19 protein-coding genes are annotated in these 15473 nt (G+C 71.4%); 6 read left to right on the top strand and 13 right to left on the bottom strand.

The window, feature by feature from the left end; genetic code table 11:
• The first annotated feature begins 49 nt into the window (after window positions 1-49).
• A complete protein-coding gene (locus ACIQWX_RS28330; RefSeq protein WP_400877195.1) occupies window positions 50-796 on the top strand; it encodes an ArsR/SmtB family transcription factor in 747 nt (248 codons plus the stop codon).
• Here ACIQWX_RS28330 and ACIQWX_RS28325 read toward each other — a convergent pair.
• The 11 genes from ACIQWX_RS28325 to ACIQWX_RS28275 all read right to left on the bottom strand — a co-directional run bounded on the left by ACIQWX_RS28325 (window position 793) and on the right by ACIQWX_RS28275 (window position 9912).
• A complete protein-coding gene (locus ACIQWX_RS28325; RefSeq protein ID WP_400877193.1) occupies window positions 793-1392 on the bottom strand; it encodes a hypothetical protein in 600 nt (199 codons plus the stop codon). The two genes, ACIQWX_RS28330 and ACIQWX_RS28325, sit on opposite strands and share 4 nt — an antisense overlap.
• 117 nt (window positions 1393-1509) lie before the next feature.
• Window positions 1510-2364 carry a DivIVA domain-containing protein gene (locus tag ACIQWX_RS28320; RefSeq protein ID WP_400877191.1) on the bottom strand — a complete coding sequence of 285 codons (855 nt, stop codon included), beginning with the start codon at window positions 2362-2364 and terminating at the stop codon, window positions 1510-1512.
• Between the two features lie 53 nt (window positions 2365-2417).
• Window positions 2418-2693 (bottom strand): YggT family protein, encoded by a 276-nt coding sequence (locus tag ACIQWX_RS28315; RefSeq protein WP_072477845.1) that lies wholly within the window; start codon window positions 2691-2693, stop codon window positions 2418-2420.
• Window positions 2694-2808: 115 nt separating this feature from the next.
• Window positions 2809-3405, bottom strand: a complete 597-nt coding sequence (locus tag ACIQWX_RS28310; RefSeq protein ID WP_400877189.1) for a cell division protein SepF — start codon at window positions 3403-3405, stop codon at window positions 2809-2811.
• Between the two features lie 99 nt (window positions 3406-3504).
• Window positions 3505-4233: a YggS family pyridoxal phosphate-dependent enzyme gene (locus ACIQWX_RS28305; RefSeq protein WP_400877187.1), complete on the bottom strand. Its 729-nt coding sequence runs from the start codon at window positions 4231-4233 to the stop codon at window positions 3505-3507.
• Entirely contained in the window at window positions 4230-4934 is a 705-nt protein-coding gene (gene pgeF, locus ACIQWX_RS28300; protein ID WP_400877185.1) for a peptidoglycan editing factor PgeF, read from the bottom strand. The genes ACIQWX_RS28305 and pgeF overlap by 4 nt, the downstream gene beginning before the upstream one ends.
• 74 nt (window positions 4935-5008) lie before the next feature.
• On the bottom strand, window positions 5009-6307 hold the full coding sequence (gene ftsZ / locus ACIQWX_RS28295) for a cell division protein FtsZ (RefSeq protein WP_400877183.1): 1299 nt from the start codon (window positions 6305-6307) through the stop codon (window positions 5009-5011).
• A gap of 243 nt (window positions 6308-6550) precedes the next feature.
• Complete coding sequence (locus tag ACIQWX_RS28290) at window positions 6551-7306, bottom strand: anti-sigma factor domain-containing protein (protein ID WP_400877614.1); 756 nt, start codon at window positions 7304-7306, stop codon at window positions 6551-6553.
• Between the two features lie 11 nt (window positions 7307-7317).
• Window positions 7318-7923, bottom strand: coding sequence for an ECF RNA polymerase sigma factor SigK (sigK, locus tag ACIQWX_RS28285; protein ID WP_372666970.1), 606 nt, complete (start codon window positions 7921-7923; stop codon window positions 7318-7320).
• Window positions 7916-8650 carry a DUF1365 domain-containing protein gene (locus ACIQWX_RS28280; RefSeq protein ID WP_400877612.1) on the bottom strand — a complete coding sequence of 245 codons (735 nt, stop codon included), beginning with the start codon at window positions 8648-8650 and terminating at the stop codon, window positions 7916-7918. Before ACIQWX_RS28280 ends, sigK begins: the two co-directional genes overlap by 8 nt.
• Complete coding sequence (locus ACIQWX_RS28275; RefSeq protein WP_400877180.1) at window positions 8644-9912, bottom strand: NAD(P)/FAD-dependent oxidoreductase; 1269 nt, start codon at window positions 9910-9912, stop codon at window positions 8644-8646. Before ACIQWX_RS28275 ends, ACIQWX_RS28280 begins: the two co-directional genes overlap by 7 nt.
• An 82-nt stretch (window positions 9913-9994) precedes the next feature.
• On the opposite strand from ACIQWX_RS28275, the gene ACIQWX_RS28270 reads away from it, so the two are divergent.
• Together ACIQWX_RS28270 and ACIQWX_RS28265 are read left to right on the top strand one after the other, a co-directional pair.
• The gene (locus tag ACIQWX_RS28270; protein ID WP_400877178.1) at window positions 9995-11260 is read left to right on the top strand and encodes a class I SAM-dependent methyltransferase; all 1266 of its coding nucleotides are present in this window, start codon (window positions 9995-9997) and stop codon (window positions 11258-11260) included.
• Window positions 11260-12021: a DUF1295 domain-containing protein gene (locus ACIQWX_RS28265; RefSeq protein WP_400877176.1), complete on the top strand. Its 762-nt coding sequence runs from the start codon at window positions 11260-11262 to the stop codon at window positions 12019-12021. Before ACIQWX_RS28270 ends, ACIQWX_RS28265 begins: the two co-directional genes overlap by 1 nt.
• Here ACIQWX_RS28265 and ACIQWX_RS28260 read toward each other — a convergent pair.
• A complete protein-coding gene (locus ACIQWX_RS28260; protein WP_400877174.1) occupies window positions 12008-12511 on the bottom strand; it encodes a DinB family protein in 504 nt (167 codons plus the stop codon). The genes ACIQWX_RS28265 and ACIQWX_RS28260 overlap by 14 nt on opposite strands.
• Window positions 12512-12584: 73 nt before the next feature.
• Here ACIQWX_RS28260 and ACIQWX_RS28255 point away from each other — a divergent pair, with 73 nt between their 5' ends.
• Entirely contained in the window at window positions 12585-13043 is a 459-nt protein-coding gene (locus ACIQWX_RS28255; protein WP_400877173.1) for a MarR family winged helix-turn-helix transcriptional regulator, read from the top strand.
• On the top strand, window positions 13030-13464 hold the full coding sequence (locus tag ACIQWX_RS28250) for an OsmC family peroxiredoxin (RefSeq protein WP_400877171.1): 435 nt from the start codon (window positions 13030-13032) through the stop codon (window positions 13462-13464). Before ACIQWX_RS28255 ends, ACIQWX_RS28250 begins: the two co-directional genes overlap by 14 nt.
• Before the next feature lie 60 nt (window positions 13465-13524).
• Here ACIQWX_RS28250 and ACIQWX_RS28245 read toward each other — a convergent pair whose 3' ends face one another.
• On the bottom strand, window positions 13525-14064 hold the full coding sequence (locus tag ACIQWX_RS28245) for a CGNR zinc finger domain-containing protein (protein ID WP_400877170.1): 540 nt from the start codon (window positions 14062-14064) through the stop codon (window positions 13525-13527).
• Window positions 14065-14138: 74 nt separating this feature from the next.
• Here ACIQWX_RS28245 and ACIQWX_RS28240 point away from each other — a divergent pair, with 74 nt between their 5' ends.
• Window positions 14139-15308, top strand: a complete 1170-nt coding sequence (locus tag ACIQWX_RS28240) for an MFS transporter (protein WP_400877168.1) — start codon at window positions 14139-14141, stop codon at window positions 15306-15308.
• The last annotated feature ends 165 nt before the right edge of the window (window positions 15309-15473 follow it).

Here is a 15473-nt window from a genome sequence, read left to right as displayed (position 1 = left end):
CGCGGACACTTCCGTCGCGGTGGAAGTGTGCCGGGGGCATCCTGGGGGTATGGAAGGCGACGCCGACATCGCCCGCACCGCGGCGCTGTTCGCGGACCCGGCGCGGGTCCGCGTGCTGCTGGCGCTGGCCGACGGCCGCGCGCTGGCGGCGTCCGTGCTGGCAGCCGAAGCCCGGCTGTCCGCGCAGGGCGTCAGCGCGCACCTGGCCAAGCTGCGGGACGCGGGGGTGGTCGTCGCGGAGAAGTCGGGACGCCACCGGTTCTACCGGCTGGCGGGCCCGGACACCGCCGAGCTGATGGAGACGCTGGCGCGGTTCTCGCCGGCACAACCGGTGTCGTCGCTGCGCGAAGGGACGCGAGCTGAGGCGCTGCGGACGGCTAGGACGTGCTACGACCACCTGGCGGGCCGGCTCGGGGTGGCGGTGACGTCGGCGCTACTCGATCGAGGGGCGCTGTCCGGGGCCGTGGACACGCGACGGCGGCCGGGTGACCGGATTTCGGCTCCGCTGCGCGAACACCCGTACACGCTGGGTCCCGCGGCTCGCGAAGTGTTCGGCGAACTGGGCGTGGACCTGGACGCGGTGGCGGCGGGACGTCGTCCGCTGCTGAAGTTCTGCTTGGACTGGAGCGAGCAGCGCCACCACTTGGCGGGGGCGTTGGGCGCGGCGGTCGCGACGCGGTTCGTGGACGCGGGCTGGGTGCGACGGCGTGGCCAGGCCCACCGCGCCTTGCGCCTGACGCCGGAAGGGTCGCGGGCGCTGGAGACCCACCTCGGTTTGGGCGATCTCGCCGCTTAGCGGTGCGCGGCCACCAAGGTGGCGTCGGGGCTGCAGCGGTCGCACGGGGTGAAGCCGAGCTGGCGGGCTTCGCCGACGCCGATCGGGATCGTGTCGCGGCTGCCCAGCCAGATGCAGGTCCGCAGGTGGTAGCGCGGGTGTTCGTCGACCACGACGACCTCGTCCTCGAGGTCGGCCAGGACGGCGATGTCGGCCGCCGGTGTCTCTTCTTCGCCCGGATCACCGTCGGCGCCGGTCTCGTCGTCGGCTTCGGCCGGCTTCTCCACGGCCTCGACCGGAGCCGGTTCGGGCTCCGGTTCGGCCGGGTCGCCCAGGTCGCCGGCGGCCGGGATGAGGACGGTCTGCTCTTCCTCGGCCGGCTTCTCCGCGGGTTCGGCGGAGACAGGTTCGGGTTCGGCGGCGGGTGCCGGCTCGGGCTCGGCGGCGGCTGGTGGCGCGGACCGGCGACGGCGGCGCAGCCAGTCGGCGACCAGGATCAGCCCCGCGAGCACCGAGAGGCCGATGGAAACCCACGCCCACAGCGAAGACGCGGTGATGAGCGCGGTGACGAGCAACCCCAGAGCCGCCAGTACCAGTACCAGCACGATGTAAAGCACGCTGAATTACAGCACGAACAGGGCAAGATCGTCCGCCGACCCGCCCACGTGCGGTACCGCGTCGACTCCGAACCGTGGCGCACCCCGCCGACCGGGGTGCGCCACGGGAAGGAAAACTCAGCCGGCCTCGGCCCGCGGGCCGAACGAGTAGCCCTGGCCGCCGCTGGACGAACCCGACGACTGGCCGGAGCCCGACGAGGCCGACGCGGGTGCGGCGGAGCCGCGGTCGTCGAGCTCGCGCAGCTGGGACTCGAGGAACCCGCGCAACCGCGTGCGGTACTCCCGCTCGATCGTGCGCAGCTCTTCGATCTTCTTGCCCAGCCCGCCCTTCTCGGCGTTGAGGCTGTTCATCGTTTCGGTGTACTTCCGCTGCGACTCGCGCTCCAGCGTCGTCGCCTTGTCGCGCGCCTGGCGCTCCAGCGTCTCGGCCCGGGTCCGCGCGTCGTTCAGCATCGTGTCGACGCGCGTGCGCGCCTCGTTCACCATCGAGTCGGACTTCGCCCGGGCGTCCGAGAGCAGCTGCTCGGACTTGGTGCGGGCCTCGGCCAGCATCCCGTCGGACTCGGTCTTCGCCTCGGCGGTCAGGCGGTCGGCCATCTCCTGCGCGAGGCCCAGGACCTTGGCGGCCTGCACGTTCGGCTCGGCGCTGTCGCCGACCATCGAGTGCGCCTGGGTCTGCTCCATGGCGGACTGCGGCGGCGGCACCGGCGCGAGGCGCCGGGACGGCTCTTCGCGCATCGGGGGCGCGCCGACGTTCGCCTTGGCGTTCTCGAGCTCGCCACGAGTCGACTCGAGCTCGGCGTCGAGCTGCTCCATCTGCTGGCGCAGCTCGTTGTTGTCCTCGATCAAGCGGGCCAGCTCGGTCTCCACCAGGTCGAGGAACGCGTCCACCTCGTCCTCGTTGTAGCCCCTCTTGCCGATGGGCGGCTTGCTGAACGCGACGTTGTGCACGTCAGCGGGGGTCAACGACATCAGATCACCTCACGCACTCCATGGCCTGCAGGTCCCTCCAAGTTCTTCCCCGATCAACTTGGAGTCGCCAGCTGCATCGCGAAGAACACAACCAGCAGCAGAACCATAATCGACAAGTCCAGTCCGACGCCGCCGATTCGAACCATCGGAATGATTCGCCTGAACAGCCGAACCGGCGGGTCCGTCACTGTGTAGATGGTCTCGAGCGTCACCGCAACCCCCCCGGCGGGATGCCACTCACGCGCGAAGGTGCGAACGAGTTCGATCACGATCCGCGCCGTCAGCAGCAGCCAGAAGGCGAACAGCACGTACCAGACGACCAGCCACACAGCTTCCACGTACCTACTCTAACCATGCGTCCCCGGAGAAGACGCAGCCTGAGGGGTCGACGCGGCATCGAGTCGACAAAATCACGTCTGCTTGCGCTCAGCGGTAACCGCGACTTCAGCCGCGCAAGAATAATCCGCCCTCGGCAATCCGCCGGCGGTCTTCCGCGGTGACGTCCACATCGGGCGGTGAGAGAAGGAACACCTTGTTGGTGACCTTGTCCATCGACCCGCGGAGCGCGAACGCCAGCCCGGCGGCGAAGTCGACGAGCCGCTTGGCGTCCGCGTTCTCCATCTCGGTGAGGTTGATGATCACCGGGATGCCTTCGCGGTAGTGCTCGCCGATCGCCCGCGCCTCGACGTAGCTCGTCGGGTGCAGCGTCGTGATGCGGCTGAGCGGATCGCGCAGCGGCGGCCGGACGGGCTCGGTGACCGGGCGCAGGCGCGCCACGGGCTCCGGCTGCCGGTCGATCGCGAGCGCGCCGTGGACAGCGGGCTCGGCGGTGGCCACTGAGCGTGACCGGCTGCGGCTGACGGGCTCGTCGTACGTGTCGTCGACGTCGCGGTACCGTGAGCGGGACGACCGCGGCGCCAGCTCCTCGTAGGAGTCGTAGTCGTCGTCGTAACCGCGCCGGTAGTCGTCCCCGTCGTCGTAGCCGTCGTCGTCCGCGGGCACCATCCCGAAGTAGGCCTTCAGCTTCTGCAGCGCGCTCATGCCTCTCCCTAGCCCTAGCCGCTCCCGCACCGACTTGTGTTCCACGCCGTCAGTGCCCCGTACGGACGACCACTAAACGTGACCGGCCGCGCGGGCTCCCTACGGCGAGGCTAAACCGCGTCCACCGAGCAACGCGGTTCCGACACGCACACAGGTCGAGCCGTGCGTGATCGCCTGTTCGAGATCATGGCTCATCCCGGCGGACACGTCTGCGGCATTCGGGTGATCTTTGCGGAGGCCCTCACCCGCGCGAGCGAGCCGTTCGAAGGCGGCCGCGGGGTCGGCGCCGAGCGGTGCGACAGCCATCAGGCCGCGAAGCCGCAGTTCACCCGTGTGAGTGACAAGCTCGGCGAGCGCGCCCAGCTCGTCCAGCGGGCAGCCACCGCGTTCCGGGTCGTCGTCGAGGCTGGCCTGGATCAGCACGTCGAGGGGTTCGTCACGTATCTGGGCGTCCCGAGCCGCACGCACCGCCTTCGCGAGCGCGTCGGCGAGCCGGGCCGAATCCAGGGACTGCACTTCGTGTGCCCACCCGACGACGGACCGTGCCTTGTTGCGCTGCAGCCGGCCGACCATGTGCCAGCGCGGCGCCGCGTCCGGCCGGGAGTCGGCGACTTCGGCGGCCTTCGGCCCGGCCTCCTGGTCGCGGTTCTCGCCCAGGTTCGCCACGCCGAGGTCGGTGAGCAACGCGGCGTCCGAGGCGGGGAAGGTCTTGGTGATCGCGATCAGCTTGACCTCGTCGCGCGCGCGTCCGGCGGCCCGGCAGGCGGCGGCGATCCGCTCCTCCACCTCGGCGAGGTTCGCGGCCAGCTCGGCCTTGCGGTCGGTCATGCCTCGATCCAGGTGATGCCCGCGATGCGCCCGGTGGTGCCGTCGCGGCGGTAGCTGAAGAGCGTCTTGTCCTCGTTCGTGCACCGCGGGTCGACGCCGATCTTGCCGAGGCCCAGGCCCGCGAGCTGCTGCCACAGCCCCGCGCGCAGGTCCAGCCCCGGCGTGCCCTTGCGGGTTTTGCAGGCACTCCCGGGCACGTGCTTCTCGACGTCGGCGGCCATGGCGGCCGGGACCTCGTAGCAGTCACCGCAGATGGCCGGGCCGAGCAGGGCTTCGATCCGGCCGACTTCGGCACCGGCGTTCCGCATGGCTTCGACGGCCGCGGGCACGACGCCGACGCGCGTCCCGACGCGGCCGGCGTGCACCGCCGAGACCACCCCGGCCTCGGCGTCGGCCAGCAGGATCGGGACGCAGTCGGCGACCAGCACCACGAGCGCCACGCCCGGGGTCGCCGTCACGAGGGCGTCGGTCGCCTCGGCCGCGCGGGTCTCGGAGCCGTCCACTGTGGTCGCCGTGCGGCCGTGGACCTGCTCCATCCAGGCCAGCTTGTCCTCGGCCAGCCCCAGCTCGGCCGCGAGGCGCTTGCGGTTGGCGAAGACGTTCCCCTCGTCGTCGCCGACGTGGTCCCCCAGGTTGAAGGTGTCGTACGGCGGCCGCGACGCGCCGCCCGCCCTGGTCGTGACCACTCGCCGAACCCGCACGAATCCTCCTGAACATCGCTGAAGGCCACCGCCCACCGACTCTAGTCAGCGGGCGATGGCCTTCAGCCTGGTGTCTAGCGCCGCATGAACGGCGGGACGTCGACCTCGTCGTCGGACGGGTCGTCGTGGACCGGCATCGCGCGGCCCGGCAGGCTGCCCTGGGTAGCGTTGGACCCGAGCGGCGAGTAGCCGCGCGAGCCGCCGCCCGGCTGCGGGAGCCCGCCCGTGTTCTGGCCGGATGCCGACGGCAGCGGCGTGTGCGACCGCGGCGGCGCGACCGGGTAGCCGGAGCTGCCCGCCGACGGCACCGGGGTGGCCCCCGACGGCGGGGTCGGCGGGTTCGAGACCTGGCCGGCCGACGCCGACGCGGTGGTCCCCGAAGCCCGCGAGCCGAACGCCGGCGGGTCGAGCTTCTTGTGGGTCGGCGCGCCCGCGTCGAAGCCGGCCGCGATCACCGTGACGCGGACCTCGTCGCCGAGGGAGTCGTCGATGATCGTGCCGAAGATGATGTTGGCGTCCGGGTGCGCGGACTCCTGCACCAGCGACGCGGCCTCGTTGATCTCGAACAGGCCCAGGTCGGAGCCGCCCGCGATGGACAGCAGCGCGCCGTGCGCCCCGTCCATCGACGCCTCCAGCAGCGGCGAGTTGATCGCCTTCTCCGCGGCCTGGATGGCCCGGCCCTCTCCCCTGGCCGACCCGATGCCCATCAGCGCGGAGCCCGCGCCGGACATGACGCTCTTGACGTCGGCGAAGTCGAGGTTGATCAGGCCCGGGGTGGTGATCAGGTCGGTGATGCCCTGGACACCGGACAGCAGCACCTCGTCCGCGGAGCGGAACGCGTCCATCAGCGACACGCCGATGTCGCCGAGCTGCAGCAGCCGGTCGTTCGGGATCACGATCAGCGTGTCGCACTCGTTGCGCAGCTGCTGGATGCCGTCTTCGGCCTGCTTGCCGCGGCGCTTGCCCTCGAAGGTGAACGGGCGGGTCACGACGCCGATGGTCAGCGCGCCCAGCTTGCGGGCGATCTGCGCCACGACCGGGGCGCCACCGGTGCCGGTGCCGCCGCCTTCGCCGGCCGTCACGAACACCATGTCGGCGCCCTTGATGACCTCTTCGATCTCTTCGCGGTGGTCTTCGGCGGCCTTCTGGCCGACCTCGGGGGCGGCGCCCGCGCCGAGGCCCCGGGTGAGTTCGCGGCCGATGTCCAGCTTGACGTCGGCGTCGGACATGAGCAGTGCCTGGGCGTCGGTGTTCACCGCGATGAACTCGACACCCTTGAGGCCGACCTCGATCATGCGGTTCACGGCGTTCACGCCGCCACCGCCGATGCCGACCACCTTGATCACCGCAAGGTAGTTGTGCGGGGGCGTCATCGAAGTCCGCCTTCCTGATCGTTGTGCCCGTACAGCCCGCCGGCGGGTGATCAACACTCAACCTAAACCCCAGATTGAGAGTTATGTCAACCACCGACGTTAGGCAGGACGGTAGGCACCAGGCAGGCTCTAATCCAGTAGGCACGCCGTGTGTCGCAAAGGTGTTTTGCCACAACACGTTCGAGCGCGCAAGAGCGAGGAGCCGCGAACACGGCCCCGGCCCGATCTGCTATGGCGGTCCGGTCAGGCCGGCGCGGGCATGCTCATGAGCACCTCGGTGGGCGATCCGCTGGGCGATCCGCCCGCCGGTTCGAGGCTCACCGCGAGGTGGTCGGCGTTGCCGATCCCCTGGGCCACGACCAGGCCACCGTCGTCGGACGCGGCGATCACCCCGGCCGACCGCGGCGCGCCGGTGCCGGTGATCAGCCAGGCCTCGTAGACCTTCCCGCCCGGCTGCGCCGGCAGCCCGGCGTCCATCACCATCACGCGGTCCAGGGACTTCGACAGGATGACCGTCACCCCGCCGCCGCCGGGCGCCTCGCCGTGCGCGGTCTTCGCGTCCGGCGCGGCGAGCAGCGCCGCCACCGGCTCGTAGCGGTCCCGAGCCTGGTCGAGCCGGCTCTGCGCGGTCTGCAGCTCCTGCTGCTGGGTCAGCGCGATGCCGCCGAAGACGCCGCCCGCGGCGAGCCCGACGACGGCGGCCGCGGCCGCCACGACGACCGCCCAGCGCGGCGCCCGCGCCGAACGGCGGGAGCGCTCGTGCGCGCCGGGCCGGGTGCGCGGCGGCAGCTGGCGAGTGGCGTGCATGGCCGCCAGGACGCGGTCCTTGAACTCCGGCGGCGGCTCCTCGGCCATCGCCGCGCCGAGCCGGGCCGCGGTCGCGCGCAGCTCGGCGACCTCCTGCGCGCAGGAGTCGCACTGCTCGAGGTGGCGGGCGAACTCCGCGCGCTCGACGTCGTTGACCGCGTCGAGGGCGAAGGCGCCGGCCAGGGTGTGCATTTCGGGCGTGCTCAAGCGGTCACCCCCAGGCAGTCCCGCAGGCGGATCAGCCCGTCCCGCAGCCGCGTCTTGATGGTTCCCTGCGGCGTCGACAGCACTTCGGCCACCTCGCGATACGTATAGCCCTGGTAGTAGGCGAGCAGCACGGACTCGCGCTGCAGATCGGTCAGGAAGGACAGGCACCGGCGCACCTGGGAGCGTTCGAGCCGCGCCGTGACGGACTCGGCGACCTCGTCGAACGGGCGGCCGCGGGCGGCCTCGAAGGTCGCCTTCTGCTCGCGCTCGGTGCTGGCGCGCGCCGAGCGGACGCGGTCGACCGCGCGGCGGTGCGCCAGGGTCATCGCCCAGTTCAGCGCCGAACCCTTGTCCGGGGCGTACCGCGTCGCGGTGCGCCACAGCTCGACGAGGACCTCCTGGGCGACCTCTTCGGACTGCGCCGCGTCGCGCACGATCCGCCGGACGAGCCCGAAGATCGGCCCGGCGAGCTGGTCGTAGAGCAGTTCGAAGGCGCGCTCGTCGCCCTTCGCGACGCGCACCATCAGCTCCTCCGCGGTGGGACCGGCCGGCGCGGCTTCGGGGACGGGCGCCAGGGAACGCTGGCGGGCCTGCTCATCCATGGAGCTGTCCTCCGGCGGTCTGCGGGGTGCGCGGCACGACCGCGGCCTTGCGCAGCCACAACGCGACGCCGTGGCGGCGGATCAGCGCGGACACCCGCTGCGGGAGCAGTGGCCGGGCCAGGACGAGCCGGGCCAGCCACCGCGGGTTCACCGGGCGGCGAACTCCCCGCAGCGTAGCGACCAACGGCGTCGAGGTCCCGCGGCGCAACGCGACGGTGAGGTCGAGCAACGCTTCCGGGCGCGGCAGGCGCATCCGGTACTCGCCGTCCATCTCCTGGAACGGCGAGACGTAGAACTCCTTGGCCGCGCGGGCGAGGCCGGCCTCGTCCGGGCGCAGCAGGTAGGCGTGCCGGCCGCCGTAGGTGTTGTGCACCTCGGCGACGACGCACTCGAGACGGCCTTCGGAGTCGTGGCACCAGTAGACGCTGATCGGGTTGAACACGTACCCGAGCACGCGCGCGGCGGCGAGCATGACGACCTGCCCGCCGCGCAGGTCGACGCCGCGCTCGGCCAGCCACGCGTCGAGCTTTTCCCGGATCCCGCGCGGGTCGCCCGCGACGAAGTGGTCGCGGGCGTCGAAGCGGGCGAACGGCCGCAGCCACCACGGCAGCCGCGGCAGGTCGGCCAGGTCGACGTGCCACAGGTACACGCGGTGCGCGAAGGCGTGCGGCGGGTCGATCCGCCGCACGTGCGCGACCGTGGCGTCGTAGAGCGCGTTCGTCACCAGACGACTCCCAGGCTTTCGGCGGCACGGGCCCCCGAAGAACAGCCGTCTTCGTGGAAGCCCCAGCCGTGGTAGGCACCGGCGTAGGCGAGCACGCCGTCGTTGAGTTCGGGCAACCGTCGTTGCGCCGCAACGGATTCCGGAGTGTAGACGGGGTGTTCGTACTCCATCCGCGCGACGAGGTGCTCCTTTTCGGGACCGTCGCCGGGGTTGAGCGTGACGACGTACCCGGTCGGCTCGTCGAGGCGCATCAAGCGGTTCATGTCGTAGCTGACCTGGACCGCGCCGGTCGGCGCGCCGCAGACGGGCGCGCGGTAGTTCCAGCCGGCCCGCGCGTCGGCCAGCGAAGGCAGGACGCTCGTGTCGGTGTGCAGCCAGGCTTCGTTGGCCGAGTAGCGGAACGCGCCGAGCACTTCGCGCTCGGCTTCGGTCGGGTTGGCCAGCAGGGACAGGGCCTGGTCGGCGTGCGTGGCGACGACGACCTTGCCGACCCGGTGCGGGGTGTCGGCGTCGTCGCGGATCTCGACGCCGCCCGCGGTCCGCAGCACCGAGCGCACCGGCGTCGACAGGTGGACGGCGGTGAGCTGCTTCGCCGCGCGTTCGACGTATTCGCGGGACCCGCCGGCGACCGTCCGCCAGGCCGGCGAGTTCTTGACGCTGAGCATGCCGTGGTTGCGGAGGAACTCGAACAGGTACCGCGCCGGGTAGCGGAGGGTGTCGCTGCGGTCGGCCGACCAGACCGTCGAGACCAGCGGCAGCATGAAGTGGTCGACGAAGTAGCGGGTGTAGCCGCCGATGGCGAGGAACGCGCCGAGGGTGACGTCGCCGGCGTCCTTCGCCGCCAGCAGCCGCTTCGCGTGCCGGTGGAACCGCTTGACCTCGGCGAGCATCCGCAGGTAGCGGGGCCGGGCGAGGTTGCCGCGCTGGGCGAACAGCCCCGGCAGCCCCTTCGCGCCGGCGTACTGCAGGCCGCAGCCGTCGCACCGGATGCTCATCGACATCTCGGTGTCGCGGGTGTGCACGCCGAGTTCGCCGAACAGGCGCAGCAGCGTCGGGTAGGTGCGCTCGTTGTGGACGATGAAGCCGGAGTCCACGCCGATCGTGCCGCCGTTCGAGCTCGGCACGTCGTGCGTGTGCGCGTGCCCGCCGAGGCGGTCGTCCGCCTCGAAGAGCAGCACCTCGTACTTGCGTTGCAGCAGGTATGCCGCCGTCAGCCCGGCCACCCCGCTGCCGATGACGGCGATGCGTTCTCCCGTGATCTCCACACCGGTCCTTCGGGACCGCGGCCCTCCCGGATTGGCGGGGTGGCGGACCAATCCACGCCGCCGCGGAGAGCGAATCCCGGACATGCCGAACAGCACCGCGCACCGCCTCGCCTCGTTCGCCGAACAGCTCCTCGGCGGGCAGCTCCCCGTCGGCCTGCGGACCTGGGACGGAACCCGCGCCGGCCCGGTGGACGCGCCCACGGTGGTGCTGCGCAACCGCCGCGCCCTGCGCCGCCTCCTCTACGCACCCGGCGAGCTGGGGCTCGCCCGCGCCTACGTCACCGGCGACCTCGACGTCGAGGGGGACCTGACGGACGGCTTCCGCCGGATCTGGTCCCTCACCCGCACGGGGGAGCTGAAGCGGGCGAAACTCGGCCCGCGCGAATGGGCCGAAGCCGTCCGGCTCGCCGCCCGCCTCGGGGTCGTCGGGCCGCCGCCGAAGCCGCCCGCCGAGGAGGCCCGGCTGACGGGCAAGCTGCACAGCCTGCTGCGCGACAAGTCCGCGATCGCGCACCACTACGACCTCGGCAACGCCTTCTACCAGCTGCTGCTGGACGAGTCGATGGCGTACTCGAGCGCGTACTTCACCTCCGAGTCCCAAAGCCTCGAACAGGCGCAGCACGACAAGCTGGAGCTGATCTGCCGCAAGCTGGGCCTGCGCCCGGGGATGCGGCTGCTCGACGTCGGCTGCGGCTGGGGCTCGCTGCTGGTCCACGCGGCCAAGCACCACGGCGTCGAGGCCGTCGGCATCACGCTGTCGGCCGAGCAGCTGCAGCACATCCGCGCCCGGCTGGCCCAGCACGACCTCGAAGACCGCGTCGAGGTGCGGCGGCAGGACTACCGCGAGCTGCCGGACGCGCCGTTCGACGCGGTCGCGTCGATCGAGATGGGCGAGCACGTCGGCGAGGTCAACTACCCCACCTACGCGGCGACGCTGCACCGCATGGTGAAGCCCGGCGGCCGGGTGCTGATCCAGCAGATGTCGCGCGGGAACGTCGCCCCCGGCGGCGGTGCGTTCATCGAGCGGTACATCGCGCCGGACATGACGATGCGCCCGGTCGGCCGGACCGTCGACCACCTGGAGGCGGCGGGCCTGGAAGTCCGGGACGTGCACGCGATGCGCGAGCACTACGTCTGGACGGTCCGCGCCTGGGCCGACACCCTGGAGGAGAACTGGGCCGACGTCGTCGCGCTGATCGGCGAGACCGGCGCGCGGGTCTGGCGGCTGTACCTGGCGGGCGGGGCACTGGCGTTCGAGGAGAACCGGATGGGCGTGGACCAGATCCTTTCCGTGCGGCCCGACGAGCACGGCCGCAGCGGCCTGCCGGCGACGCGGGAGTGGTGCTGATGCCGCAGCTCTTCGTCACGGCCGCCGTCACGCTCGTGGCGGTGGTCGTGACCTTCGGGATCGCGCGGGCGCGCAAGCGGTACGACACGATCGACACGTTCTGGGGGCTCGGGTTCGCGATCGTCGCGGTGGCGGCGTTCCCGTTCGGCGACGGCCCGCTGTACTTGCGGCTGGTCGTGGTGCTGCTGACGGTCGTCTGGGGTGTCCGGTTGTCGGTGCACCTGCACCTGCGCAACCACAAGCTGCCCGAGGACCCGCGGTACGCGCGGATGGGTCACGGGCCGCTGAAGATGTTCGTGCGCATCTACCTGTTCCAGGCGGTGGTGCTGTACTTCGTCTCCCTTCCGGTGCAGTTCGCGGTGGACGGCACGGGGATCGGCGTCCTGGGCTGGCTGGGCGTGGCCGTGTGGGCGGTCGGTTTCGCCTTCGAGACGATCGGCGACGAGCAGCTGCGGCGGTTCAAGGCCGACCCGGCGTCCCGCGGTCGCGTGCTCGACACGGGGTTGTGGCGCTACACGCGGCACCCGAACTACTTCGGCGACGCGTGCGTGTGGTGGGGCCTCTACCTGCTGGCGTGCTCGACGTGGCCGGGCGCGCTGACGGTCCTCTCCCCCGTCGCGATGACGTTCACCCTGGCCCGCGGGACCGGGAAACCCATGCTGGAGAAGGGGATGGCGCGCACGCGCCCGGCGTACGCGCAGTACGTCGAGCGCACCAGCGGGTTCTTCCCGTTGCCGCCCAAGAAGGTCACTCCCCGGTGAGCCCGTCGGTGAGCTCGCGCAGCACGTCGAGGTGACCGACGTGCCGCGCGGTCTCCTCGATCATGTGCGTGAGGACCCAGCGGACGTTGAAGGTCTCGTCCTTGTGCGTGACCTCGTCGTCGAAGTCGTGTTTCGCGATGATCTCGCGGCTGCGGGCGCACTGCCTTTCGTAGTCGGCGAGGAGCTGGTCCACGGTCGTCCCGGGCGGGACCCGGAACTCCGCGTCCGGGTCCTGTTCGAGCTTGGCTTCCCAGGTGTCCTCCTCGCCGTCGACGACCACGGCGAACCAGAACCACTCGTTGAGCGTGAGGTGCGCGACGAGACCGGCGACGGTCGTCAGCTCGCTCGGCAGGTGCGACCGGCGGGCTTGGTCTTCGGTGAGGCCGCCGGACTTCCACGCGACGGTGGCGCGGTGGTAGTCGAGCAGGCCGGTCAGGATTTCGCGCTCGCCGCCGGTGAGCGGGACCTCCGGGCGTTCGGGTCGGGTCATGGCGGGGACTCTGCCAGAGGGGTCCGACAGTTTTACCTTGCGCACGATGTAATCGTGGTCTAGGTTTACGGACGTGCCGGATGAGTTCCTGTTGGACGAGCAAGCCTGCTTCGCGCTGTACGCGGCGTCGCGCGCGGTGACGGACACGTACCGTCCCCTGCTCGGCGAACTGGGGCTCACCTACCCGCAGTACCTGGTGCTGCTGGTGCTGTGGGAGTCCGACGCCCGGCCGGTCAAGGAGATCGGCGAGGCGCTGCACCTGGACTACGGCACGCTTTCCCCGCTGCTCAAGCGGCTCGAGGCCAACGGGCTGGTCACGCGGGCGCGGCTGCCCGAGGACGAGCGCACGGTGGTGGTCAGCCTGACCGAAGAGGGCCGTGCGACGCGCACCCGCGCGGCGGGCGTCCCGTCGGCGATCGGCTGCGCACTGGGCCTCGACGACGCTTCGCGGCGAGAACTGATAGCGACCTTGCGGCGGCTGACGGAGTCGGCCACCGCCTACACACATGGAGGCCCTGATGCCCAGCCGTGACGCGACCACCCACTGGGTCGGCGGACTGCAGACCGGGAAGGGCGAGGTCACGCTGGACTCGTCCAACGCCGGCACGTTCAGCGTGTCGTTCCCGACCCGCGCGGGCAACCCGGACGGCCAGACGAGCCCCGAGGAACTCATCGCGGCGGCGCACTCGTCGTGCCTGGCGATGAACCTGTCGGGCGTGCTGGAGGCCGCTTCGCTCACGGCGGACTCGATCGACGTGAGCGCGGAGGTGACGCTCGGCCCGGCGGCCGGCGGCGGCTTCGAGATCAGCGGCATCGCGATCACGCTCCGGGCGTCCATCGAGGGCGTGACGGCGGAGCAGTTCGCGGAGTACGCCGAGACGGCGGAGAAGACGTGCCCGGTGTCGAAGGCCCTGGCGGGCACGACGATCACGTTGGACGCGGCGCTCAACTGACCCCAAGCGCCCCAAGGCGGCCTTGGGTGCGTCTCACGCACCGAAGGCCACATTGGGGCGCTAGGCCCGCGTCGTCGTCTTGGCTCGATATGTCGACTTCTTCGCCTGGTTGCCGCAGATCTCCATCGAGCACCACCGCCGCGTTCCCGGCCTCGACGTGTCCAGGAACAACGCCCCGCACCGCTCCCCCGCGCAGCGCCGAACCCGCGCGAACTCCGGCGACGTCACCAAGTCCACCGCATCCCGCGCCAGAAGCGCCAGCATCGCCTCCGCGGGATCCGCCGCCTGCCAACGAAGTCCCCCCGCAGGCGTCAACGAAGGAGCAGGCACCGGCAACGCCGCGAAGCGGTTCACCCGCCGGCGCACCCCCTCCCGCACCTCGCCGGTGAGCAACTCGTACACCGCCTCCCGCAAGGCCCGCGCGTCCGCTGCCGAAGCGGGGTGGACCGGGGTCGCGAACGGGCCCAGCTGGTCGATCCACGCTCCCCAAGCCTCGGCGTCCGGCAGCTCCTCCGACTCCGAACTCGTGCCCCGATGGCGCAGCGTCCGGACGAAGTCGAGGCACAGCCGGCCGGCGCCCGAGCGGAAACGGTCCGTCATACGGGTCACAGTACGCCGGAACCGGTCTGACTGGTACCGTCGGAACCGATCAAACCGGTTCCACGGGGGGCGCGATGACCGACACGAAACAGGAAGCACCACCCAGCTGGCTCGTGCTGCTGCTGGCCGTCTCCTGTGGACTGACCGTCGCGAACCTCTACTACGCCCAGCCGCTGCTCGCGGAGCTGCGGCACACCTTCGGCGTCGGCGAGGCCGCCGCCGGTGGAGTTGTCACCGCCACCCAGCTCGGGTACGCCGCCGGGATGCTGCTGCTCGTCCCGCTCGGTGACCGCCTCGAGAACCGCGGGCTCGTCGCGACGCTGCTCGCCGTCGCCTGCGCCGGCCTCGTCGTCACCGGGGTCGCGCCCGGGTTCGCCGTGCTGCTGATCGCCTCGCTGGCCGTCGGGGCGGCGTCGGTCGTCGTGCAGATCCTCATCCCCTTCGCCGCCGACATCTCGCCCGACGCCATCCGCGGCCGGATCGTCGGGCGCGTCGTCAGCGGGCTGCTCTTCGGCATCCTGCTCTCCCGCGTCGTCGCCAGCCTGCTGGCCGAGGTGACCAGCTGGCGCGTCGTCTTCCTGATCTCGGCGGCCGCGATGGCCGCCCTCGCCGTCGTCCTGCGGTTCATCCTGCCGGCGCGGGCGCCCAAAACGGACGTCCACTATGGACAGTTGCTGCGCTCTACGTTGGCGATGTGGAAGAAACACCCCGCACTGCGCCACCGCGCGCTGTACCAGTCGGCGATGTTCGGGGCGTTCAGCGCCTTCTGGACGACGATCGCGTTCGTGCTGACGGCTCCGCCGTTCAACTACAGCCAGCTCGGCGTCGGCCTGTTCGCCCTCGCGGGCGCGGCCGGCGCGCTGGTGGCCCCGCTGGCCGGCAAGTGGTCCGACCACGGCCACGGCCGCCGGCTCACCGCGGCCGCGTTCGCGCTGTGCGCGGCGGCCTTCGCGCTGGCCGGCTTCGGCGCGCACAGCGTCATCCTGCTGGCGATCGCCGCGATCGCGGTCGACATGGCCGTCCAGGCGACGCTGGTGACCGGCCAGCACGTGATCTACCAGCTGGACCCGTCGGCCCGCGCCCGCGTCAACAGCGTGTACCTCGGGACGTTCTTCGTCGGCGGCGCGATCGGCTCCCAGGCGGGCTCGGTCGCCTACCACCTCGGCGGGTGGACGGCGGTCGTCGTCTTCGCCGGCGCGCTCCCGTTGCTCGGATTGGCGGGGATGGTCCGCACCGAAGTCTGAAATCGATGATTTCGACGCGCCCCGGCCATTGTGCACAGTGCAGCCGAAAAGCGTAGATCACTGCCGCAATGGATTCAGTCATCGCACACCTTTCCGGCCGAAAATGTCCGAAATCGACGAAGACCGGACAAAAACGGTAACTCTCCAGCTGATCCACACGACGAC

The organism is Amycolatopsis sp. NPDC098790, from assembly GCF_044759945.1.
GTDB lineage: Bacteria > Actinomycetota > Actinomycetes > Mycobacteriales > Pseudonocardiaceae > Amycolatopsis.
The sequence above is the reverse complement of the archived record's forward strand: the minus strand, read 5'-3'. Positions and strand labels throughout refer to the sequence as shown.